This window comes from Oceanobacillus iheyensis HTE831 (assembly GCF_000011245.1).
GTDB lineage: Bacteria > Bacillota > Bacilli > Bacillales > Amphibacillaceae > Oceanobacillus > Oceanobacillus iheyensis.
The window spans coordinates 3,533,087-3,551,050 of the sequence record NC_004193.1 but is presented as its reverse complement, the minus strand read 5'-3'; the positions used below and the strand labels follow the sequence as shown (position 1 = coordinate 3,551,050).

Annotated in this window: 15 protein-coding genes; 2 read left to right on the top strand and 13 right to left on the bottom strand. The window is 40.9% G+C overall.

The genetic code is table 11. From position 1 onward, the window contains the following. Positions 1 to 84 precede the first annotated feature (84 nt). Complete coding sequence (locus OB_RS17385; protein WP_011067810.1) at positions 85 to 903, bottom strand: D-mannonate oxidoreductase; 819 nt, start codon at positions 901 to 903, stop codon at positions 85 to 87. After that, positions 884 to 1,933, bottom strand: a complete 1,050-nt coding sequence (gene uxuA / locus OB_RS17380) for a mannonate dehydratase (protein ID WP_011067809.1) — start codon at positions 1,931 to 1,933, stop codon at positions 884 to 886. Before uxuA ends, OB_RS17385 begins: the two co-directional genes overlap by 20 nt. A gap of 232 nt (positions 1,934 to 2,165) precedes the next feature. On the opposite strand from uxuA, the gene OB_RS17375 reads away from it, so the two are divergent. After that, the gene (locus OB_RS17375; protein WP_011067808.1) at positions 2,166 to 3,125 is read left to right on the top strand and encodes a LacI family DNA-binding transcriptional regulator; all 960 of its coding nucleotides are present in this window, start codon (positions 2,166 to 2,168) and stop codon (positions 3,123 to 3,125) included. A gap of 245 nt (positions 3,126 to 3,370) precedes the next feature. Here OB_RS17375 and OB_RS17370 read toward each other — a convergent pair whose 3' ends face one another. From OB_RS17370 to OB_RS17360, 3 genes are all read right to left on the bottom strand, one after another. Continuing rightward, positions 3,371 to 5,092 (bottom strand): pyruvate oxidase, encoded by a 1,722-nt coding sequence (locus OB_RS17370; protein ID WP_011067807.1) that lies wholly within the window; start codon positions 5,090 to 5,092, stop codon positions 3,371 to 3,373. A gap of 72 nt (positions 5,093 to 5,164) precedes the next feature. Further along, positions 5,165 to 6,766 (bottom strand): FMN-binding glutamate synthase family protein, encoded by a 1,602-nt coding sequence (locus tag OB_RS17365; protein WP_011067806.1) that lies wholly within the window; start codon positions 6,764 to 6,766, stop codon positions 5,165 to 5,167. A 108-nt stretch (positions 6,767 to 6,874) separates the two neighbouring features. Beyond that, positions 6,875 to 7,750 carry a LysR substrate-binding domain-containing protein gene (locus OB_RS17360; RefSeq protein ID WP_011067805.1) on the bottom strand — a complete coding sequence of 292 codons (876 nt, stop codon included), beginning with the start codon at positions 7,748 to 7,750 and terminating at the stop codon, positions 6,875 to 6,877. A 114-nt stretch (positions 7,751 to 7,864) separates the two neighbouring features. Between OB_RS17360 and OB_RS17355 the strand changes: the two genes are divergently transcribed. After that, on the top strand, positions 7,865 to 8,887 hold the full coding sequence (locus OB_RS17355) for a YeiH family protein (RefSeq protein WP_011067804.1): 1,023 nt from the start codon (positions 7,865 to 7,867) through the stop codon (positions 8,885 to 8,887). A 131-nt stretch (positions 8,888 to 9,018) separates the two neighbouring features. Here the strand turns inward: OB_RS17355 and OB_RS17350 are convergent, their stop codons facing one another. The 8 genes from OB_RS17350 to OB_RS17315 form a co-directional block, all read right to left on the bottom strand. Continuing rightward, entirely contained in the window at positions 9,019 to 10,326 is a 1,308-nt protein-coding gene (locus tag OB_RS17350) for a TRAP transporter large permease (RefSeq protein ID WP_011067803.1), read from the bottom strand. Next, positions 10,317 to 10,823 (bottom strand): TRAP transporter small permease, encoded by a 507-nt coding sequence (locus OB_RS17345; RefSeq protein WP_011067802.1) that lies wholly within the window; start codon positions 10,821 to 10,823, stop codon positions 10,317 to 10,319. Before OB_RS17345 ends, OB_RS17350 begins: the two co-directional genes overlap by 10 nt. 26 nt (positions 10,824 to 10,849) lie before the next feature. Then, complete coding sequence (locus OB_RS17340; RefSeq protein WP_011067801.1) at positions 10,850 to 11,872, bottom strand: TRAP transporter substrate-binding protein; 1,023 nt, start codon at positions 11,870 to 11,872, stop codon at positions 10,850 to 10,852. Between the two features lie 310 nt (positions 11,873 to 12,182). Further along, positions 12,183 to 13,376 (bottom strand): Gfo/Idh/MocA family protein, encoded by a 1,194-nt coding sequence (locus OB_RS17335; protein WP_011067800.1) that lies wholly within the window; start codon positions 13,374 to 13,376, stop codon positions 12,183 to 12,185. After that, entirely contained in the window at positions 13,373 to 14,464 is a 1,092-nt protein-coding gene (locus OB_RS17330; RefSeq protein ID WP_011067799.1) for a Gfo/Idh/MocA family protein, read from the bottom strand. Before OB_RS17330 ends, OB_RS17335 begins: the two co-directional genes overlap by 4 nt. A gap of 254 nt (positions 14,465 to 14,718) precedes the next feature. Further along, a complete protein-coding gene (locus OB_RS17325) occupies positions 14,719 to 15,540 on the bottom strand; it encodes a sugar phosphate isomerase/epimerase family protein (protein WP_011067798.1) in 822 nt (273 codons plus the stop codon). After that, on the bottom strand, positions 15,540 to 16,718 hold the full coding sequence (locus tag OB_RS17320; protein WP_011067797.1) for a dihydrodipicolinate synthase family protein: 1,179 nt from the start codon (positions 16,716 to 16,718) through the stop codon (positions 15,540 to 15,542). The genes OB_RS17325 and OB_RS17320 overlap by 1 nt, the downstream gene beginning before the upstream one ends. 14 nt (positions 16,719 to 16,732) lie before the next feature. Further along, positions 16,733 to 17,884: a Gfo/Idh/MocA family protein gene (locus tag OB_RS17315; protein WP_011067796.1), complete on the bottom strand. Its 1,152-nt coding sequence runs from the start codon at positions 17,882 to 17,884 to the stop codon at positions 16,733 to 16,735. Positions 17,885 to 17,964 lie beyond the last annotated feature (80 nt).

The following is a 17,964-nucleotide window of genomic DNA, read 5'->3' as shown; positions in this document are numbered from 1 at the left end:
AATAAACAATCTTAATAGATAAATTAAAAAGCAGAACTATTCTAGGTGTCATATCCGTTTTAGTTCGGCTTTCCTTATTAACGATTAAACTCCGGAGTAAGAAGAGAATCCTCCATCAACAGGAATAACGACCCCTGTCACAAATTTACTTGCCTTATAATCCAATAACCAAAACAGTGTTCCAATTAAATCTTCCGGGTCTCCAAAACGATTCATCGGTGTCTGCCCGAGTATTTTATTTGCTCTGGTTGAATAGGAGCCATCTTGATTTCGGAGTAACGCCTTATTTTGCGATGTCTCAAAAAAACCAGGTGCGATGGCATTTACTCGTACTTTTCCTTCGAAATAGGTGCTGAGCCATTGCGTGAAATTACTAATTGCTGCCTTGGCACCACTATATGCAGGAATTTTTGTGAGCGGCTGAAAGGCATTCATGGAAGAGATATTAATAATTGTGTTCCCTTCACCTTCCGTTAAATCTTGGCCAAATACTTGGATGGGGAGAAAGCTACCGGTATAGTTGAGTCGAAATACACTCTCTACACCTTCTTCACTAAGTCCAAACAGGTTTTTCTCTGTATTAGGATTATAATGTTCATCATCGGTTGTTGCATCAGGATGGTTTCCTCCTGCACAATTAATCAGGGCATGAATGTTGCCAAATTGTTCATTAAACTGTTGTTTCGCATGAATAAGGGACGCTTTATCCAGTACATCCGCCTCTAGAGCAATGCTTCTTTCAGGGCAATTTGTTTCTTCTATTACTTTGTGGAGTTTATCTATGTTGCGTCCAAGCAACCCAACGTTCGCTCCTTCGCTGACTAAAGCCTTCACAAAGGTACTGCCAATTACCCCGCTTGCACCGGTAATAACAACATTAAGATTATGAAATTGTTGTGTCATTCGTCTCTACTCCTTCAATAAGCCCGTTAATGTATGTTGCACCTAGTGCACGATCAAATAATCCATAGCCAGCTTTTCCAGTTTCTCCCCAAATCATTCTTCCGTGATCTGGACGTATCGTACCTTTATAATTAATGTCTTTTAATGCACGAACTACTGCTTTCATATCCACAGAACCATATTTCGATAGATGACCGCTCTCCACAAAAGAATGGTTATCTAATCGCTTAATATTACGCATATGGACAAAGTGGATGTGGTCGCCAAACTCCTTAATTATTTCTGGAAGATCGTTTTCTTCTAGGCATCCTAAGGAGCCTGTGCAAAAACAAATACCATTATTTTTGGAGGAATTAATCGCGATTAAGCGTTGATAGCTTTCTTTTGTTTTAATAATTCTAGGTATTCCAAAGATGGACCACGGTGGATCATCTGGATGAATCGTAAGGTCAATATCATGTTCAATGGCTATAGGTAAAACCGCATTTAAGAAGTATTCTAGGTTTTTCCATAAGTCTTCTTCGTCAAATTGACGGTATTTCTCAATTAAGGTAGCCATTTCTTCTTTTGTGTAACTCTCATCCCAACCTGGAAGATTAAGATTTGTAGTTACGGGGTCGATATCTTTTACGAAATCATTATCATACATTAGCGTTTTTGATCCATCTTCTAATTCATAATCCAAGTTGGATCGTGTCCAGTCAAATACAGGCATAAAGTTATAACAAACTGTTTTGATACCCGATTCACCAAGGTTTCTTAACGATTTCTTATAATTTTCTATTAAATTATCTCGATTCGCTTCTCCGAGTTTAATAGACTCATGGACTGGAAGACTCTCCATAACGGATAATGTAAGACCTTCTTGTTCAATGGAAGATTTTAATGCATTAATTTTATCCTTTGTCCAAACGTCACCAACAGGAACATCGTAAATTGCGGATACGATATGTTTCATGTCAGGGATCTGTTTAATCTGTTTTAAAGTGACTGGATCACTGTCACCATACCATCGAAAAGATAATTGCATTCGTTTACCTCCTTCAGGTTTTTAATAGGGAAGAATCTTGGAGCAGTAAGGGGGAATTCTACGGTTCTATAGTTAATAATTAAAACGCTTATAAACACTCCCCCAAATAATTGTAAGCTGGTCAGTTTATAACAACGTTGTTATTTTTTAGTTTGAAATATTCATAACAGTTAATTATTATGATATAATTATCTGACAGATAAATCAATAGAGAATTTTAAGGAGTTATAAAATGGCCGTAACATTAAAGGATATAGCGATAGAATGTGGAGTGAGCTATTCAACGGTGAGTAAGGCACTTAAAAACTCTCCGCTCGTGACGGAAGCAACGAAAAGAAAGATTAAAGAGAAAGCAGAAGAAATGAATTATATCCCAAATAATTCTGCACGATCTTTGGTTTCTAATAAAAGTAATACCGTTGGCTTAATATGGCCTGCAGTAGATAGAGTAGCTGTCACCACACTTGCTTCTCAAATAAATGAGGCAGTAAAAAAAGCGGGTTATTTTATGGTAGTGTCAATTGATGATCCGATAACTGCTGCAGGGAAATTTTTGGAGTTGCGTTTTGATGGAGTGATCGTTTTTGATGAAGGGGAAGAAACGCGACTGCCTGCTAAAATATCAAATAATATTCCTGTAGTTGCCTATGGTGTAGAGCAAAAACTAGATTATCCAATCATTAATGTTAATCACGATAAATCTATGCAACTAGCGGTAGACACCCTAATAGACAAAGGGAATAGAGAAATAGATTATATCGGTGATCTTGAAACGAAGGATATCCGACAAATTATAAAGAAAGAAACGTTCATTCGCTATTGTGAAGAAAAGAAAATCAATTATCGACTAATCGATTCAGAAGGGTTGTCCGAAGAGGTAACGAGCAACTCGTTAAGGAAATTTCTCATGAAGAATACGCTTAAAAAAGGAATTATATGTGGTAGTTATGATATTACGATGGGTTTACTACATCATATGGATAAACAAGCGGAAAAGCCAATGATTGTTTCTTACGATAATATTAAAAAATTTGATGCGATTGATACGCCAGTACATACAGTTGGAGTTCCTTCTGAAAAAATCGCAGAGAGTTTAGTTCAAATGCTGATGAAACATATCGAAGCGGAAGGCGTAGTAGAAGATCAAGTGATGCAATTATACCCCGAAGTTACGTTTCCCGAAGATGAGTGATTTTGAATTGCTTACAGAAAAATAACAGGACGGTTGGTAGGATAAAACAAGTCTATTCACAAACTAACAGAAAATAAGAAATGTTTTGGTGTTCTAAAACCCAAAAAAGCATGAGAGCTGCGAGGAAATGGTGAATAGAGCGCTTCTAAAACCCATAATAGTAGAAAAGATAATTCATTTTGGTGAATAGAAAGGTAAAATACAACGAAAGAGGCAAACCGACTGTTGGTTTGCCTCTTACTATGTTACATCCGTTTCAATCCTTTTCGAATGGGGGGGACTTCTAGTTTTCCTTTTTCAAATAGTTTCTTAATGGTTTGTTTGGAGTAGCTAGTTACTTGTTCGTACGAAAGCTTTCCTGGAATTGGCGGCTCATCTTCAATACAGACATCTACAATCACGGGCTTGTTGAAGGATGCCGCTGCTCGTATAGATGGACCAAGGTCTTCAAAATTCTCTACACGATATCCTTTTCCGCCGCAGTTTTCCGCGAACTGGGCGAAGTTAAAGCTTTCGAGATTAGTTTTATAATCAAGATTTCCTTTTGCTTCTTGCTCGTACTTAATCATGCCAATGCGTTCGTTATTAAATACAACGACAACCATTGGTAAATTGTATTTCACCGCAGTAAGAAAGTCCTGCATATTCATGGAGAATCCACCGTCGCCGCATAACGCAATAGCCTGGCGGTCGGAATATGCCATTTTACTTGCGATGGCACCTGGTAGGCCGCATCCCATCGTTGCCAGCCAACTGGATGTAAGGAACTTCTGTGTGGTTTTCATACGAAAGTGTCTGGCTGCCCACACTGTCACATTTCCTACGTCTACAGAGAGTACTGCGTCATCTTCTGCGATTTTCTGTACTTCAGCAATGATTTGTTGTGGTTTAATCGGTGTAGATGTTTGTTGTTCGTCTTCCTCCATCTCTTTCCACCATTTCGCCATTTTCTCTTGGCTGTTTTCTAAGAAATCCCGATTTTCGGTTCGAGTAATTCGTTCGTTTAACCTGGTTAATGATTTTTGTGAATCGCCAGCAATTCCAACGTTTACGGGATATCTCTTCCCGATTTTCAGTGGATCATTATCAATTTGAATGTATGATACACCTTCTGGTAAAAACTCTACATATGGGAATGACGTTCCGATGAGAATAACCAAATCGGAATCTTCCATTGCTTCATACGCTGGTTTGGTTCCAATCATTCCTAAGTTGCCTAAGCAGTTTGGATGATCATCATCTATCACGCCTTTTGCTGGCAAGGAAACAATAACTGGAGCAGCGATTTTATCCGAAAACTGTTCAAGTTCTTGCTTCGCTCCTTTTGTACCTGTTCCGGCTAAGATAATTGGTTTTTTCGCATTTCCAATCAGCTCTAATGCTTTTTCCATTTCCGTAGAGCTTGGTACTTGTTCGGGTTCCTCGTATATCGCTGCATTCTTTTGTACGTGTTTCTTGATTTTTGCAGCTGGAATATCATCCGGTATGGTAAGAACGGCTGGTCCTTTTTCTGCATATGCAGTGCGCACCGCTTGATTAACAAGTGCTGGTAATTGTTCTTCTGACACCACTTGTTCGTTAAATACAGCGACATCTTCAAACATACGCTGCATATTTATTTCTTGGAATGCGTCCGTTCCAATCTGGTCTGTTGGCACTTGTCCTGCAAGTACTAGCACCGGTGCACTATCTTTCTTTGCATCGTAAAGTCCGTTAAGTAAATGAATCGCTCCAGGTCCTGCGATGGACAGACATACACCAAGCTTTCCAGTGAGTTTGGCGTAAGAAGCGGCTGCAAGCGCACCAGCTTCTTCGTGGCGTACTTGGATAAACTTCATTTTATCTTTTTCTTTACGTAGCTCTTCCATCAGCTGGTTGATAGAATCCCCGGGCATCCCATAAATATGGTCAACACCCCATTCGGATAATAAATCTACGAGTACTTTTCCTGCACGATCTTCAAACATATACTTGGCTCCTTTGTCGGTTGCTCGTTTGATTTGTATTATTTGTTATTCCACAAAATGCTCAAAATCAAACTATCGTGATGTTGAATACTCTCCCTGCAAATAATAGTCATCCAAACTTTTCACGCGGTGTTGCTCATCTACATATGAGATGTGTTCAGGATTAAAGCCCGTGGGACTGGTTAACCCTGCTGCTGCAGATATGCGAAACAGGCTTTCACGAAGGGTCACAAGAAAATTTAGTGCACGATATTGTTTTTCATCAATGACGAGTGCTCTTTGCAGCTTCGCATCTGTTGTGGCGACGCCGACGGGGCAGCGATTCGTATGGCAGATTTGTGCCATAATGCAGCCTACTGATATCATAAATGCGCGTGCAACATTTACCAGGTCAGCGCCCATCGCTAAAACGACTGCGATACGGTCTGCGGTAAATAGTTTTCCAGAGGCAATAATCTTCGTGCGTTCACGAACGCCATATTTTTTCAACGTTTGATCCACGATCATTACCGCTGATTTGACTGGTAATCCCACACGATCCGCTAGTTCTTGAAAGGAAGCACCGGTGCCGCCTTCTGAACCGTCAACGGTAATAAAGTCAGGTCCCATTCCGGATTCTTTCATGTAAGATGCAATCTCTTCAAAGGAATCCGAACTGCCGACGACGATCTTCATCCCAACCGGTAACCCGGTGTGGTTACGTATTTTTTCCATAAACGAAAACATAGACGGTACATCATCAAATTCGTTGAATCGATTTGGACTATTGATCTCTTGGTAAGGCTCGACGTTGCGAATATGAGCAATTTCTTCTGTGACTTTTTCTGCGTCGACATGTCCTCCGCGTGTTTTCGCTCCTTGGGCAAGTTTGAGTTCAAAGGCTTTTACTTGTGGTATCGCTGCCTTTTCTTTTAATAGCTCCCAGCTGAATTCTCCATTTTTAGAACGTACACCGAATAGACCTGGTCCAATTTGTGCGATAATATCGGTGTCTCCTTTTAAATGATAATCGGATAAGCCGCCTTCTCCGGTATTCATCCACGCACCGCCAGCCATGCCGATTCCTTTCGATAGTGCTGTAATTGCATGGTCACCGAGGGAACCATAGCTCATTGCAGACATTCCGACCAAACTTTTTACACGAAAGGGAGCTCGGGAAGATGGGCCAATCACCACTGTATTGTCATCGGTAAGTAACCACGGTTTTATAGATTTATCTTGAAGACTTTCCTTTCGGCTAAGTAGATTATCTTCTTGGATGTCGTAAACTTTTGAAGCAATCTCTTCCGTGTTATCTACTTCAAGTTCATCCTGTTGTTTTGGAAACATGGCATTTTTTACATAGAAATCGGCCTTTTCGAAGTCACGTACGGAACCGAATCCAAGCATATTCTTCTGGTATTTCGCAGGCATGACAATATTTTGATAATCCTTTCGAGAAAATGGTTTTCCAGATCGGTCGTTATTAAATAGATATTGCCGAAGCTCGGGTCCACTTTTTTCCAAAATATAACGTAGTTTACCAAGTATCGGAAAGTTACGTAATATTGCGTGCTGATCTTGTTTGCGATCCTTCAAATATATATAGCCAACTAGCACTATTGGAATAATGATAGCAGCAATCACAAGTAAACACGTCGCCAACAAAATGATATTGGTAGCAGAAAACTCCATGAAATACATCCCCTTTTAGGTAATTTGTCTCTGTTATGTAATTACCCGGTTTCGGATGGAATACACATGGAGAATGACAGTATGAGGTGTAAGTCGAAAAATCCACTTTCATCTATCGATCTTGGTTAATGTATCAATTAATAGTTGTGTATTTCGGTTTAACTGGGAGCCCTTTGTTAAGACATAGGAAAAATCTCGTTTTTCATACAGAGATTCAATCGGAACCATTTTAAGTGTCCCATGTGCTAATTCTTCTTTGATGGTTGCTTCAGATAAGAGAGCTAAACCTAATCCGTTGGTAACGCTGTTCTTTATTCCTTGTGTTGAACTAATAACCAATGTTGATTTGACTTGAATCTCATTCGATTGGACGAGGTGGTCAAAGTATTGTCGCGTCCCTGAACCTTCTTCTCTTATTACCCATTTATGATGATGTAAATCTGCTAAGTTTTTAAAATTAGTCTCATATTCGGGCGAGCAAACAATAACGAGCCGATCCTCTTTAAACGATGTTTGCAACACGTCCTTTGTGTAATTTGATCCTTCTACCAGCCCGATATCCACCTCAAGTCTGCGCACAGAATCAATAATTTTCTCGGTATTGCCAATCGTTACATAAAAGTCTAATTGTTCGTATTGTTTCTGCAATATCGCTATCACTTCTGGAAGGAGGTATTCACCGATGGTAAAACTAGCCCCTACTCGAATCAGGCCGGAAGCAGTTTGTTTCTTTTGATAAAGATGTTCCTGGAGTTGTTGATATTGATTCCATATCTTTAATGCATGTTCATAAAATAACTCCCCTTCAGGTGTAAGGTGAACACGCTTTGTCGTGCGTTGGATAAGCGATGTGGCAAATTCGTTCTCTAAATTTTTAATATGAACACTGACGGTTGGTTGAGACAGTGAGCGTTTGGTTGCTGTTCGTGTGAAATTTTTCTCGCGTGCTAGAACAATAAAGGTCTCCAGTTCTTCCATATGCATGGTTAAAATCCCTCTTTTATTAACTTTTTTAATAAGTATTATTATATATATTTATTTCAAAAATAAAAGCGCTCAGCCTATACTAATTATAGATAGAGAAGGAGGCACAACAACATGCAGCATGTACATCCAGACGATAAGACACGATCCTTTTATACAGGAATAGGGATTACCCTAGCAATTGCCCTAGTGGCGGGGGTACTTTGCAAGATTCCCTATCTTGATATTATGGGACAACTTGTTCTAGCGATTATGATCGGAATGATATGGGGACATACGATTGGGTTGAAGAATTCACATCGATCTGGCGTCCAGTTTTCCAGTAAAAAGCTGTTAAGGGCAGGAATTATATTATTAGGATTGCGACTCAATCTATCAGCCATGTATGATGCGGGCTTACATGCGTTTTTATATGCAGGATTGCTGTTAACGGTTGCTTTGGTGACTGTCTATAGCTTGGCTAGATTGTTTCGTGTAAATAAGACATTAAGTATCTTGACGGCTTGTGGAACAGCAATATGTGGAGCTGCTGCGATTGTTGCGATTGCCCCTTTAGTAAAAGCGAAAGAAAGCACGACAGCAGTCAGTGTCGCTGTTATTGCAGTGCTTGGAACGATGTTTACACTAATCTATACAATGATGTATCCTTTTTTACCGTTTACCGATTATCAGTACGGGATTTTTGCGGGAGGAACATTGCATGAAATTGCCCATGCAGTCGCTGCTTCCACTGCCGGTGGAGAAGAAGCGGAGAATATTGCTATTGTGGTAAAGCTGACGAGAGTTGCCTTACTTGTTCCGGTGGCTATTTTGATCGGTATCTATATGAAGAAAAGAGAACCTCAAAACAATAAGCAGCGTTTTTCGTTAAAAACACTCCCGATTCCCTGGTTTATATTTGGTTTTCTTGCCATGAGCGCGGTGAATACAATCGGATTCTTACCTGAAAGTGTCGTGAATTTGCTTATTTCGCTAGCGTATCTGCTGTTAAGTATGGCAATGGCTGGTTTGGGGTTAAATGTAGAGTTTCAAGCCTTTAAGAAGTTCGGATTCCATGTATTTTTTGCAGGATTATTAGGAACATTGATTTTAATCGGATGCGGATTCGGTTTGATCTATGTGATGGGTTTAGGATAGGCATGAGGGAGAGTTTGTTTAATAGAAAGCGGAGTTTACTTGAGATGTGTATCCAAATTAATAACCGAGCTATGTTTAGTTCATAGCTCAGTTATTCTATCCTGTAATCTCCTTAGTAGATGAATCTTCACCTAATCCAATAAACCAAATAACTTTGGTAAGAATAAGCTGATTTCTGGAATAAACGCAACGAGTAATAGCGCTACGATTAATGGAATATAGAAGATGAGCAGCTTCGGTATGATTTTTTCGATAGGTACTCCGCTGACACTACTTCCGATAAATAACACGGTCCCAATTGGCGGAGTGGTTACTCCAATAGCAAGAGCTACAGCCATTATCATTCCAAAATGGACGGGATCGATGCCCATTTGTGTTGCGACCGGGAAGAATATCGGTGTGAAAATTAATAGCGCTGGTGCAATATCCATAAAGGTTCCAACTACTAGTAAAATCACTAACATGATCAACAGTAGAATGGTTGTATTATCGGTAATGCTTAATAGACTGCTTGTAATTGCCTGTGGTATACCTGCGTATGCAAGTACCCAGGACATCGCAGTAGATGCTCCTATTAATAACATGATAATACCAGAATAAATCGTCGTTTCTCTAAGTATTTTAGGGATGTCGGTTAGTTTTAACTGACGGTAAATAACGCTAAGGATAGAAGCATATAGTACAGCTACTGCAGCTCCTTCTGTTGCTGTAAAAATCCCTCCGGCAATTCCACCTATGACAATAATAATTAATAATAAACTAGGGATCGCTTGAAGTATTACTTTGAAGGATTCGCCGCCACTGATTGGTTTGGATACAGGATATTTGGCTTTTTTCGCTAATATATAGGCGACGATCATGAGTAACGCAATCATCAACAGACCAGGTAAGTACCCTGCGATAAATAAAGCACCAATCGATGTGCCACCGGTTAATAGAGAGTAAATAATCGGCATCCCGCTTGGAGGGATAATTAATCCCGTCGGTGCGGAAGCGATATTTACAGCTGCTGCATACGAAGGGTCATAACCTGCTTTTTTCTCTTGAGGGTGCATAATCCGTCCCATTGTTGCGGCTGCGGCAATTGCTGAACCTGATATCGCGCCAAACAGTGTATTTCCGATAATATTCGTATGTGCGAGTGAACCGGACATTCTACCACCAATTAACTTTGCTAAATTAATCAGCCGATCGGCAATCCCGCCATTATTCATAATACTTCCCGCCAGCATAAAGAATACAAGTGCCAATAACACCGTACTATCTAGCCCGGTAATGATTTGTTGGGACACCGCTAATAAGGATGGTGTCATAGGAAGTAGAATTAAAATAGACACAAAAGAAGAAATAGTGATACTTACGGCAATCGGTACGCCAATAAATAAGAGTAAGAAAAACGATCCAAATAATATAATGGCTGTCCATACAGTTACATCCATGTATTCTCACCCTTTTCAAATGAATTGGATTGTTCGATGCCCTGTCGTTCCGAAATATGGATGATTTGATAGAAAATGATGATGACTCCACAAATAGGAAGAACACCATATACGAATCCCATCGGCATATTCAAAATTGGTGACAGTTCCGCCATGGTTGCTTGTGCAATATTAAAACCACCAATCACCATCACAAATAAGGCAAATACAATAACAAGTAAATCAATGAACCAACGTAAGATTTTATGAGCTTGCCCAGTAATCTTGTCTCTTAAAAAGGTAAGGGACAAATGTTCATCCTGGCCAAATGCATAAGTAGCGCCAATTACGGCTACCCAGATTAATGAAAAACGTAATACTTCCTGCGTGGAAATACTAGGGTCTTGCAGTACGAATCTAGTGAACACTTGCCATATTGCTGCGACAACTAGAAATAAGATTAAGATGCTGGCAATGGTTAATAGTCCTAAATCAAACCAGCGTTTTACCTTCTTCACGTGAACCCCTCCAACTTTCTTTATGGTTACTCTATTGCTTCTATCTCTGTAAGCAATGCGTCGATCGCATCATTTGCTTCTCTTTGTTCTTTTAACAGTGGCTCTACTAATTCTCTGAAAGGTGCTTGGTCCGGATAGGAGAACTCCACACCCATTTCTTCTTCTGCTTGGGCCATACTGTCTTCAATCATCTGATCCCATCTTTCGTTATGTACCTCTGTACTCTCCTGGCCGGCTTCGATTAGAGCCTGTTGTTCTGTCGCATCTAATTTATTCCATGATGCATCACTCATAATCAGGAAATCGGGTATTCTCGTATGTTCATCAAACGAAAATTGTTTCGCAACTTCACCATGGTTGGCATCTGTTAATGCGATTGGGCTACTTTCCGCACCGTCGATAATCCCTTGTTGCAGGCTCGTATATATCTCTGTTGCGCCCATTGGTGTTGGCGAAGCACCTAACAACTCAACCATTTCAATGGCGGTTACATTGTTCATTACTCTAATTTTAAGGCCTCTCAAGTCCTCTGGCGTTTCCACTTTCGTGTCTGCAGTATAGAAACTGCGTGCACCAGCATCATAAAATGTGACGCCGCGTAATTGCACTTCTTCTAAGTCTTCATACATATTGCTGACTGTATCCGTTTCCATAAACTTGCGAAAATGTGCATCATCTCGGAAAACATAAGGGAGGCTAAAGACCGAAAACGTCTCATCAAATTGAGATATCACGCCACCATTTACTTTGGTCATATCAATGACGCCATTTTGTACAAGCTCCATCACTTTTGTCTCTTCTCCTAGAACGCCATCTGTATAGATTTTGATGTTAACCGATCCATTTGTTTTCTGCTCTACTTTTTCTGCAAACACTTCTAAACTTTGATATACAGGACTTGCTTCATTATGAATATGAGCTAGTGTCAGTGTGGTTGTTTGTTCTTGACCAGATGCTACATTCTCTGTCGAGGAGCAAGCGTTTAGCAAGAATACTGCTATCAATAATATACTAACTAGTAAACTTCTTTTTAATGAGTAAGGTTTCATGTACAAACTCCTTCCATCATTGTTTTAATCACGATGAGTTGACGACCTAAGAACGTATAGTAGACAGGGCTCCTACCTTGGTTAAATATTGCTATCCATTGGGGAACTCATTGGAAGTCTCATTACATCGCGAATAAATAAAATATTTTCAGATAATTATATTTTAAGCGCTTTCAAAAAGGGTGTCTTATTAATATAAGAATTACTATCTCAATTTCAGAAAGAAAAACAGAAATAAGCGAGACTAGGTTGGAAAAAATGTCCGAACAGCTTGTTATCTGTAGTCCGGACATTTTCAATCTTGTTGTTTCTATTCGTATGGGTAGCTATTTTCGGGAATTTGGATTGTTATGGGTTGGTGCGCCCAAGGGATGTTCATTTCACTCGGCAGCTTATATGCTCCGTAACAAGATAAAAAGTTTTCTTCTAATTGATGCACATATGTTCGTTGTGTTTGAGCATCATGCTTTATCATTTTTGAAGGGAAATGTGGCACCGTTGGAATCGAGCGATGTATGTATTCAATACTAAGCAAATGTGAATATGCAGCTTCTATACTACATGGGATGGAGGTTTCTTCGTGTAACACTGCTTGAATACACACATCTAACTTTTGAGAATGTGCAGCCTCTGGATCGCCGTAGCTTTTCGTTGTTCCATCTTTAAACACGGCGTGCATATTGCCATCTGCTTCATAGGTAATCGTGGCGTGTTCGCATTCTAAAGTAACGTCTGGGCCCATCGTAGAATCGACGGCATGAGAAACGAGATATACTAACTCTACAGACTGTTTTGTGGTCGCTCGCAGCGCACATGTATCAAAGGTTTCGATGGGATTTGCTTTGTATAGCTCTACTTCTAATTGCTTTATTTTTGCGCTTTGTTCCGTTGTATTTCCTAATACATAAAGGAGGTGGTGAAGGAAGTGCGATGCTGCGTTATTAGCGATGCTATCGTATATAGCTTCCCCATTTGGACCGAGACGTTTGCCTGCCCAATTGGAGCGCTGGAAATATTGTTTGTTTCGAGGCCAAAGCACAAGACTTTTACCACGCAATGGCTTTCCAAATTGTCCTTCTTGGAAGTCCTTTTTTAATTGCTGTACAGCCGTGCTGAACGACCAATTAAACCCGACAGCTAAAAAATGTCCGGTTTTATCTCTGGTTTCGCGCATTTGATTTGCTTCTGCCAATGACCCAGCAATTGGTTTCTCACAAAGAACATGACTGCCATTTTCCATTGCGGTAATCGATTGACGAGCATGTAAATGGATGGGACTAGAAATAATTGCTAAGTCCGCAGAAGCATGCTGGTAAAATTCATCAAGCGATGCATAACAAGGAATTTTTAATGCTTCTAGTTTGGAGTAATAGGTACTGCGTTCAGGATGTATATCTACGACACCTTGAATCCAAGTCAGGTAGCCTCTTTCTTCTAATGCACGTAAGTAAATTTCGCCATAACCGGCGATACCGACTAAGACGATATCACATGTTTTTCTCAACGAATGCCACCTTCTTTCTTCTGAGTATCTGCATGCTGTTGTGCTAACAGGCATAGCTCTGCTGCTTTAAATGCATGTTCCTGCGGCATTGCGGTCGACGTGTTGTCTAGAATGTCATGTGCCAACCGATAAAAGTAGGGATAACCAATTTTTCCTTTGACGTCGTACATCCTTTCCCCACCATGATTGACTAAATATAAACGCTCGCCATCTGAGTTATTGGCAATGTCGACATATTTTCGTAATTCAATATAACCGTCTGTGCCTAAGATCGTCGTACGTCCATCTCCCCAATTACGTAATCCATCTGGTGTGAACCAGTCGACACGGAAATAATGCATGGCACCATTATCCCCGATTAAATGGACATCACCATAATCTTCAAATTCGGGATGCTCTGGATGGGCAAAATTTCGAGCGTTGCTGCTTTGTATCGTTGCGTCATTGGCATGGGTGAACCAGAGAAATTGTTCAATTTGATGACTGCCGATATCACTGATGATTCCTCCATAATATGCCTTTTTGAAGAACCATGCTGGTCTGTTTGATATATGTAAACGATGGGGCCCTAAGCCAAGCACCTGAATGACATCACCTATGGCGCCTTGTTCTAATAATTGCTCCGCAAAACCACTGCATTCCACTTGCAATCGTTCACTATAAAACACAGCCCATGTGAGGCCAGTATCGTTCACCTTTTCTCTCGCTGCCTGCAGTTGTTCCAGCGTTGTAAACGGAGTTTTCGCTGAAAAGAAATGCTTTCCTGCCTCAAGTACGCATAAACCAATGTCACCACGTTCAGAAGGGATGGCAGCACAGGCGACCATTTGAATTGCCTGATCGTGTAAGATTTCGTTTAAAGAAGAAGCGGCTTTTGCTTCGGGAAATTGCTGTTGAAAAGCTGCTATTTTATCAGGATCGTTATCCCATACCCAGCGAATCACTGCTCCTGCTTGTTTCATCCCTTTGCACATATTATAAATATGGCCATGCTCCAATCCGCAAGCAGCGATAAATAGCGTATTCGGTTCAACGGGTTTTTCCTTATGATAGATTGGTTCAAATTCAGTATGATATGTTGACTTCATTGTATGTACCCCTCCTTTTAGAAATGGGAAAGAATGTTGGGTATCTAACAAGTTTCGTAATGTGGAAGCTAGCCTAAGCGTAAGAAATATACGAAGACTTTCCGCGTGAGTGAGGCATAAGTGAGACCCTGAATGCATGAGCAAACCGCAGTCTCACCAGCCGCTTTAAGGTAAGTACAAGTATATTTCTAAAAAAAGTTTTCAAACTCTTACCTGCTGTTTCATGCTGTAAGTTACGGGCAGTGAAATCCCTGTTATACCGTAGTTAAGAAGCGCTCTTTGATGAGCTCTAGACTTTCATCTCCGGGCATATCCCAGATAGCTTGGTTAATGATCTCCACTTCGATTGGTCCGTCGTAACCGTTCTTTTCTACGGCCTGGCGAATTCGTGGTAAATCAATGACACCATCCCCCATCATCGATCGGCCTTTAAATAAATCGGGAAGCGGCACTTTCCAATCGGAAACATGGTAGCCGAGAATCGTTCCTTTAGCTTTATCTATTTCTTGATATAGGAACGGATCCCACCACACATGAAAGGCATCGATCACAACACCGACTTGTGAAGAACCTAATGATCGTTGAAGCGTGTTTGCCTCCCCTAACGTAGTAATGACAGAACGATCGGCAGCAAACATCGGATGGAGTGGTTCAATCCCTAATTTCACATTATGTTGCTCTGCGAATGGAATGATTTTCTCGATCCCTTCTTGCACCCATTTCCGGCCTTCTGCAATATCTTTATGCGGCGATGGGCCACAGACAAGTACAAGTACATCTGTCCCTAGTTCGGCTGCTTCTTCAATTGCTACTTTATTATCCTCTATTCGTTCGTTCCGCTCTGCTGAAGTAAGCGCAGGAAACATCCCGCCTCGGCAAACACTGGAAACATTCAAACCGGATGCAGCAATCATTTTTTTCGCTTCTTTCAATCCTACTTCTGCAATTTTATGGCGCCAAACGGATATTACAGGTATTTCATGATCGACGCAGCCATTGATGGCTTCTTCCAATGACCAATTTTCCGTAGTGATTTGATTGAGACTCAATCGCTGTAAATCTAGTTTTGTTTCCATTATTTTTTCACCTCCAATTGCTTTATTCCAGCTAGTTCTAGTATTGGCTGCATGCGTGCAATGGCCAGCTCTGGATCGGTGAGCACATTCGCTTGATCTGCCAGTTCAAACAGTTTCGTGAAGTGGAGAATAGAACGTGCGCTTTCTGCTCCTGCAATCATTCGAAAATGAGGCTGATGACCATTTAAATAAGCAAGGAAAACAATCCCTGTTTTGTATGCAAATGTCGGTTTCTGAAAGATATGACGGGCGAGTGGCGTCGTTTTATCTAATCGTTCGCGATAGGTTTCTAGATCTCCTTGGTCTAAAGCTTGAAACGCAGAGGAAGCTGCCGGAGCAATCGCATCAAAAATTCCAAGTAAAGCATCGCTGTAACCTTGGCTATCTCCCTCAATAAGCGGTGTATAGTTAAAGTCATCCCCCGTGTACATCCGCACATTTTCTGGTAATCTTCTACGCATCGTAATCTCTTTTTGGTCATCTAATAAGGACAGTTTAATGCCTTCAATCTTATCGGCATGTGCATGGATGATACGGAGGCAGACGTCCATAGCGTCGTCCAAGTTCTCATGGCCCCAATACCCTGCTAACTGAGGGTCGAACATATCTCCTAACCAATGTAAAATCACTGGTTGGGACACCTGACTTAGAATACGGTTATATACATATTCGTAATCCGACGCAGAAGTGGCACAAGCGGCGAGCGCACGACTGGCCATGAGAATTACTTTACTGCCTGCTCCTTCTACAAAGGCTACCTGTTCTTCATAGGCATGAATGACATCTTCTACACGTACATCTGGACTAGGAGTCAGATGGTCCGTTCCAGCGCCGCTTGCGATATTTCCACCAACGCTTTTTGCCTCTTTTACCGAGCGGGTAATTAGTTCTTTCGCATGTTCCCAGTGAAGCCCCATGCCGCGTTGTGCCGTATCCATTGCCTCTGCAACAGACATGCCGAGGGACCAAAGGTAATGGCGATATTGCATCGTAAGCTCCCAATCTATCGCAGGTTCCTGTAATGGATCATTGCTGGCAAATGGATCAGCTACGACATGCGCAGCTGAATAGGCAACCCGTGAATGGAAGGAGCTTTTCTCTGGTTTTGGTAAAGGTTCCCGATTTACTAATTCATATAGATACGTTGTTCCATCTGAATGAGGTAAATAAATATTCATCGTGACGGCCTCCTTTAGACATCCAAGCTTGGTACGTCGAGCCAACGACGTTCTTGTGAAGATTGTAAGCCCAAGTCTGCTAGCTGAGTACCTTTTGCACCTTCTAATAAATCCCACGGGAAAGCGTCATCCTGCACAACATGTTTTAAGAACATTTCCCACTGGATTTTAAAGGCATTCTCAAACAATTGGTTATCTGGTACTTCATCCCATTGATCTTGGAAATCAATCGTGTTTTGAAGGTCCGGATTCCATACTGGTTTTGGTGTGTTGACTCGATGCTGTGTTTTACAATCACGTAAACCAGCTACCGCACTTGCTTCCGTGCCGTCTATTTGTATAGTCAATAAATCATCACGATCTACACGCACCGCCCAAGATGAATTGACACTTGCTATTACACCATTTTCCAATTCAAAGGTTGCGTATGCAGCGTCATCAGCAGTAGCTTCGTACGTATTGCCGTCTTCATCCACACGTTTGGTAATATGTGTAGTTGCCACAGTAGAAAGTGCTTGCACCGAACCGAATAAATGGTCTAACACATAACGCCAGTGCGGGAACATATCCACGATGATGCCGCCGCCTTCTTCTTTTTTATAATTCCAAGATGGACGCTGACATTCCTGCCAATCACCTTCAAAAACCCAATAGCCAAATTCCATACGAACAGACAAAATTTCTCCAAAGAATCCAGCATCGATTAATCGTTTTAGCTTCATCACGCCTGGTAAAAATAATTTATCTTGAACCACACCATTTTTGATGCCGGCATCTTTTGCAAGTTTCGCTAGTCTCAATGAACCTTCTAGTGACGTTGAAGTTGGTTTTTCACAGTAAATATGTTTATTTGCCTCTATTGCTTGTTGAATGGCTTTTTCACGACGGGAAGTAGTTTGTGAATCAAAGTAAATGATGTTAGATTCATCTGCTAATGCCTCTTCTAAATTCGTCGTCCATCGCTCAATGGAATGCTCGTTGGCAAGCGCTTTCAATTTGTTCTCATTACGACCAACAAGAATCGGATCAGGCATGAGATAATCTCCATTATCCAGCTGTACGCCACCTTGTTCTCTTATAGCAACAATGGAACGGATTAAATGTTGTCTCGTTCCCATACGTCCCGTAACACCGTTCATAATGATTCCTATCTTTTTTGTAGTCATGTAATTCCCTCCTAAAACTGATTACGTTAAGTGTAAACATAACCACATAGAGTGTCTTATTAGAAGGGGAAACAAATTCT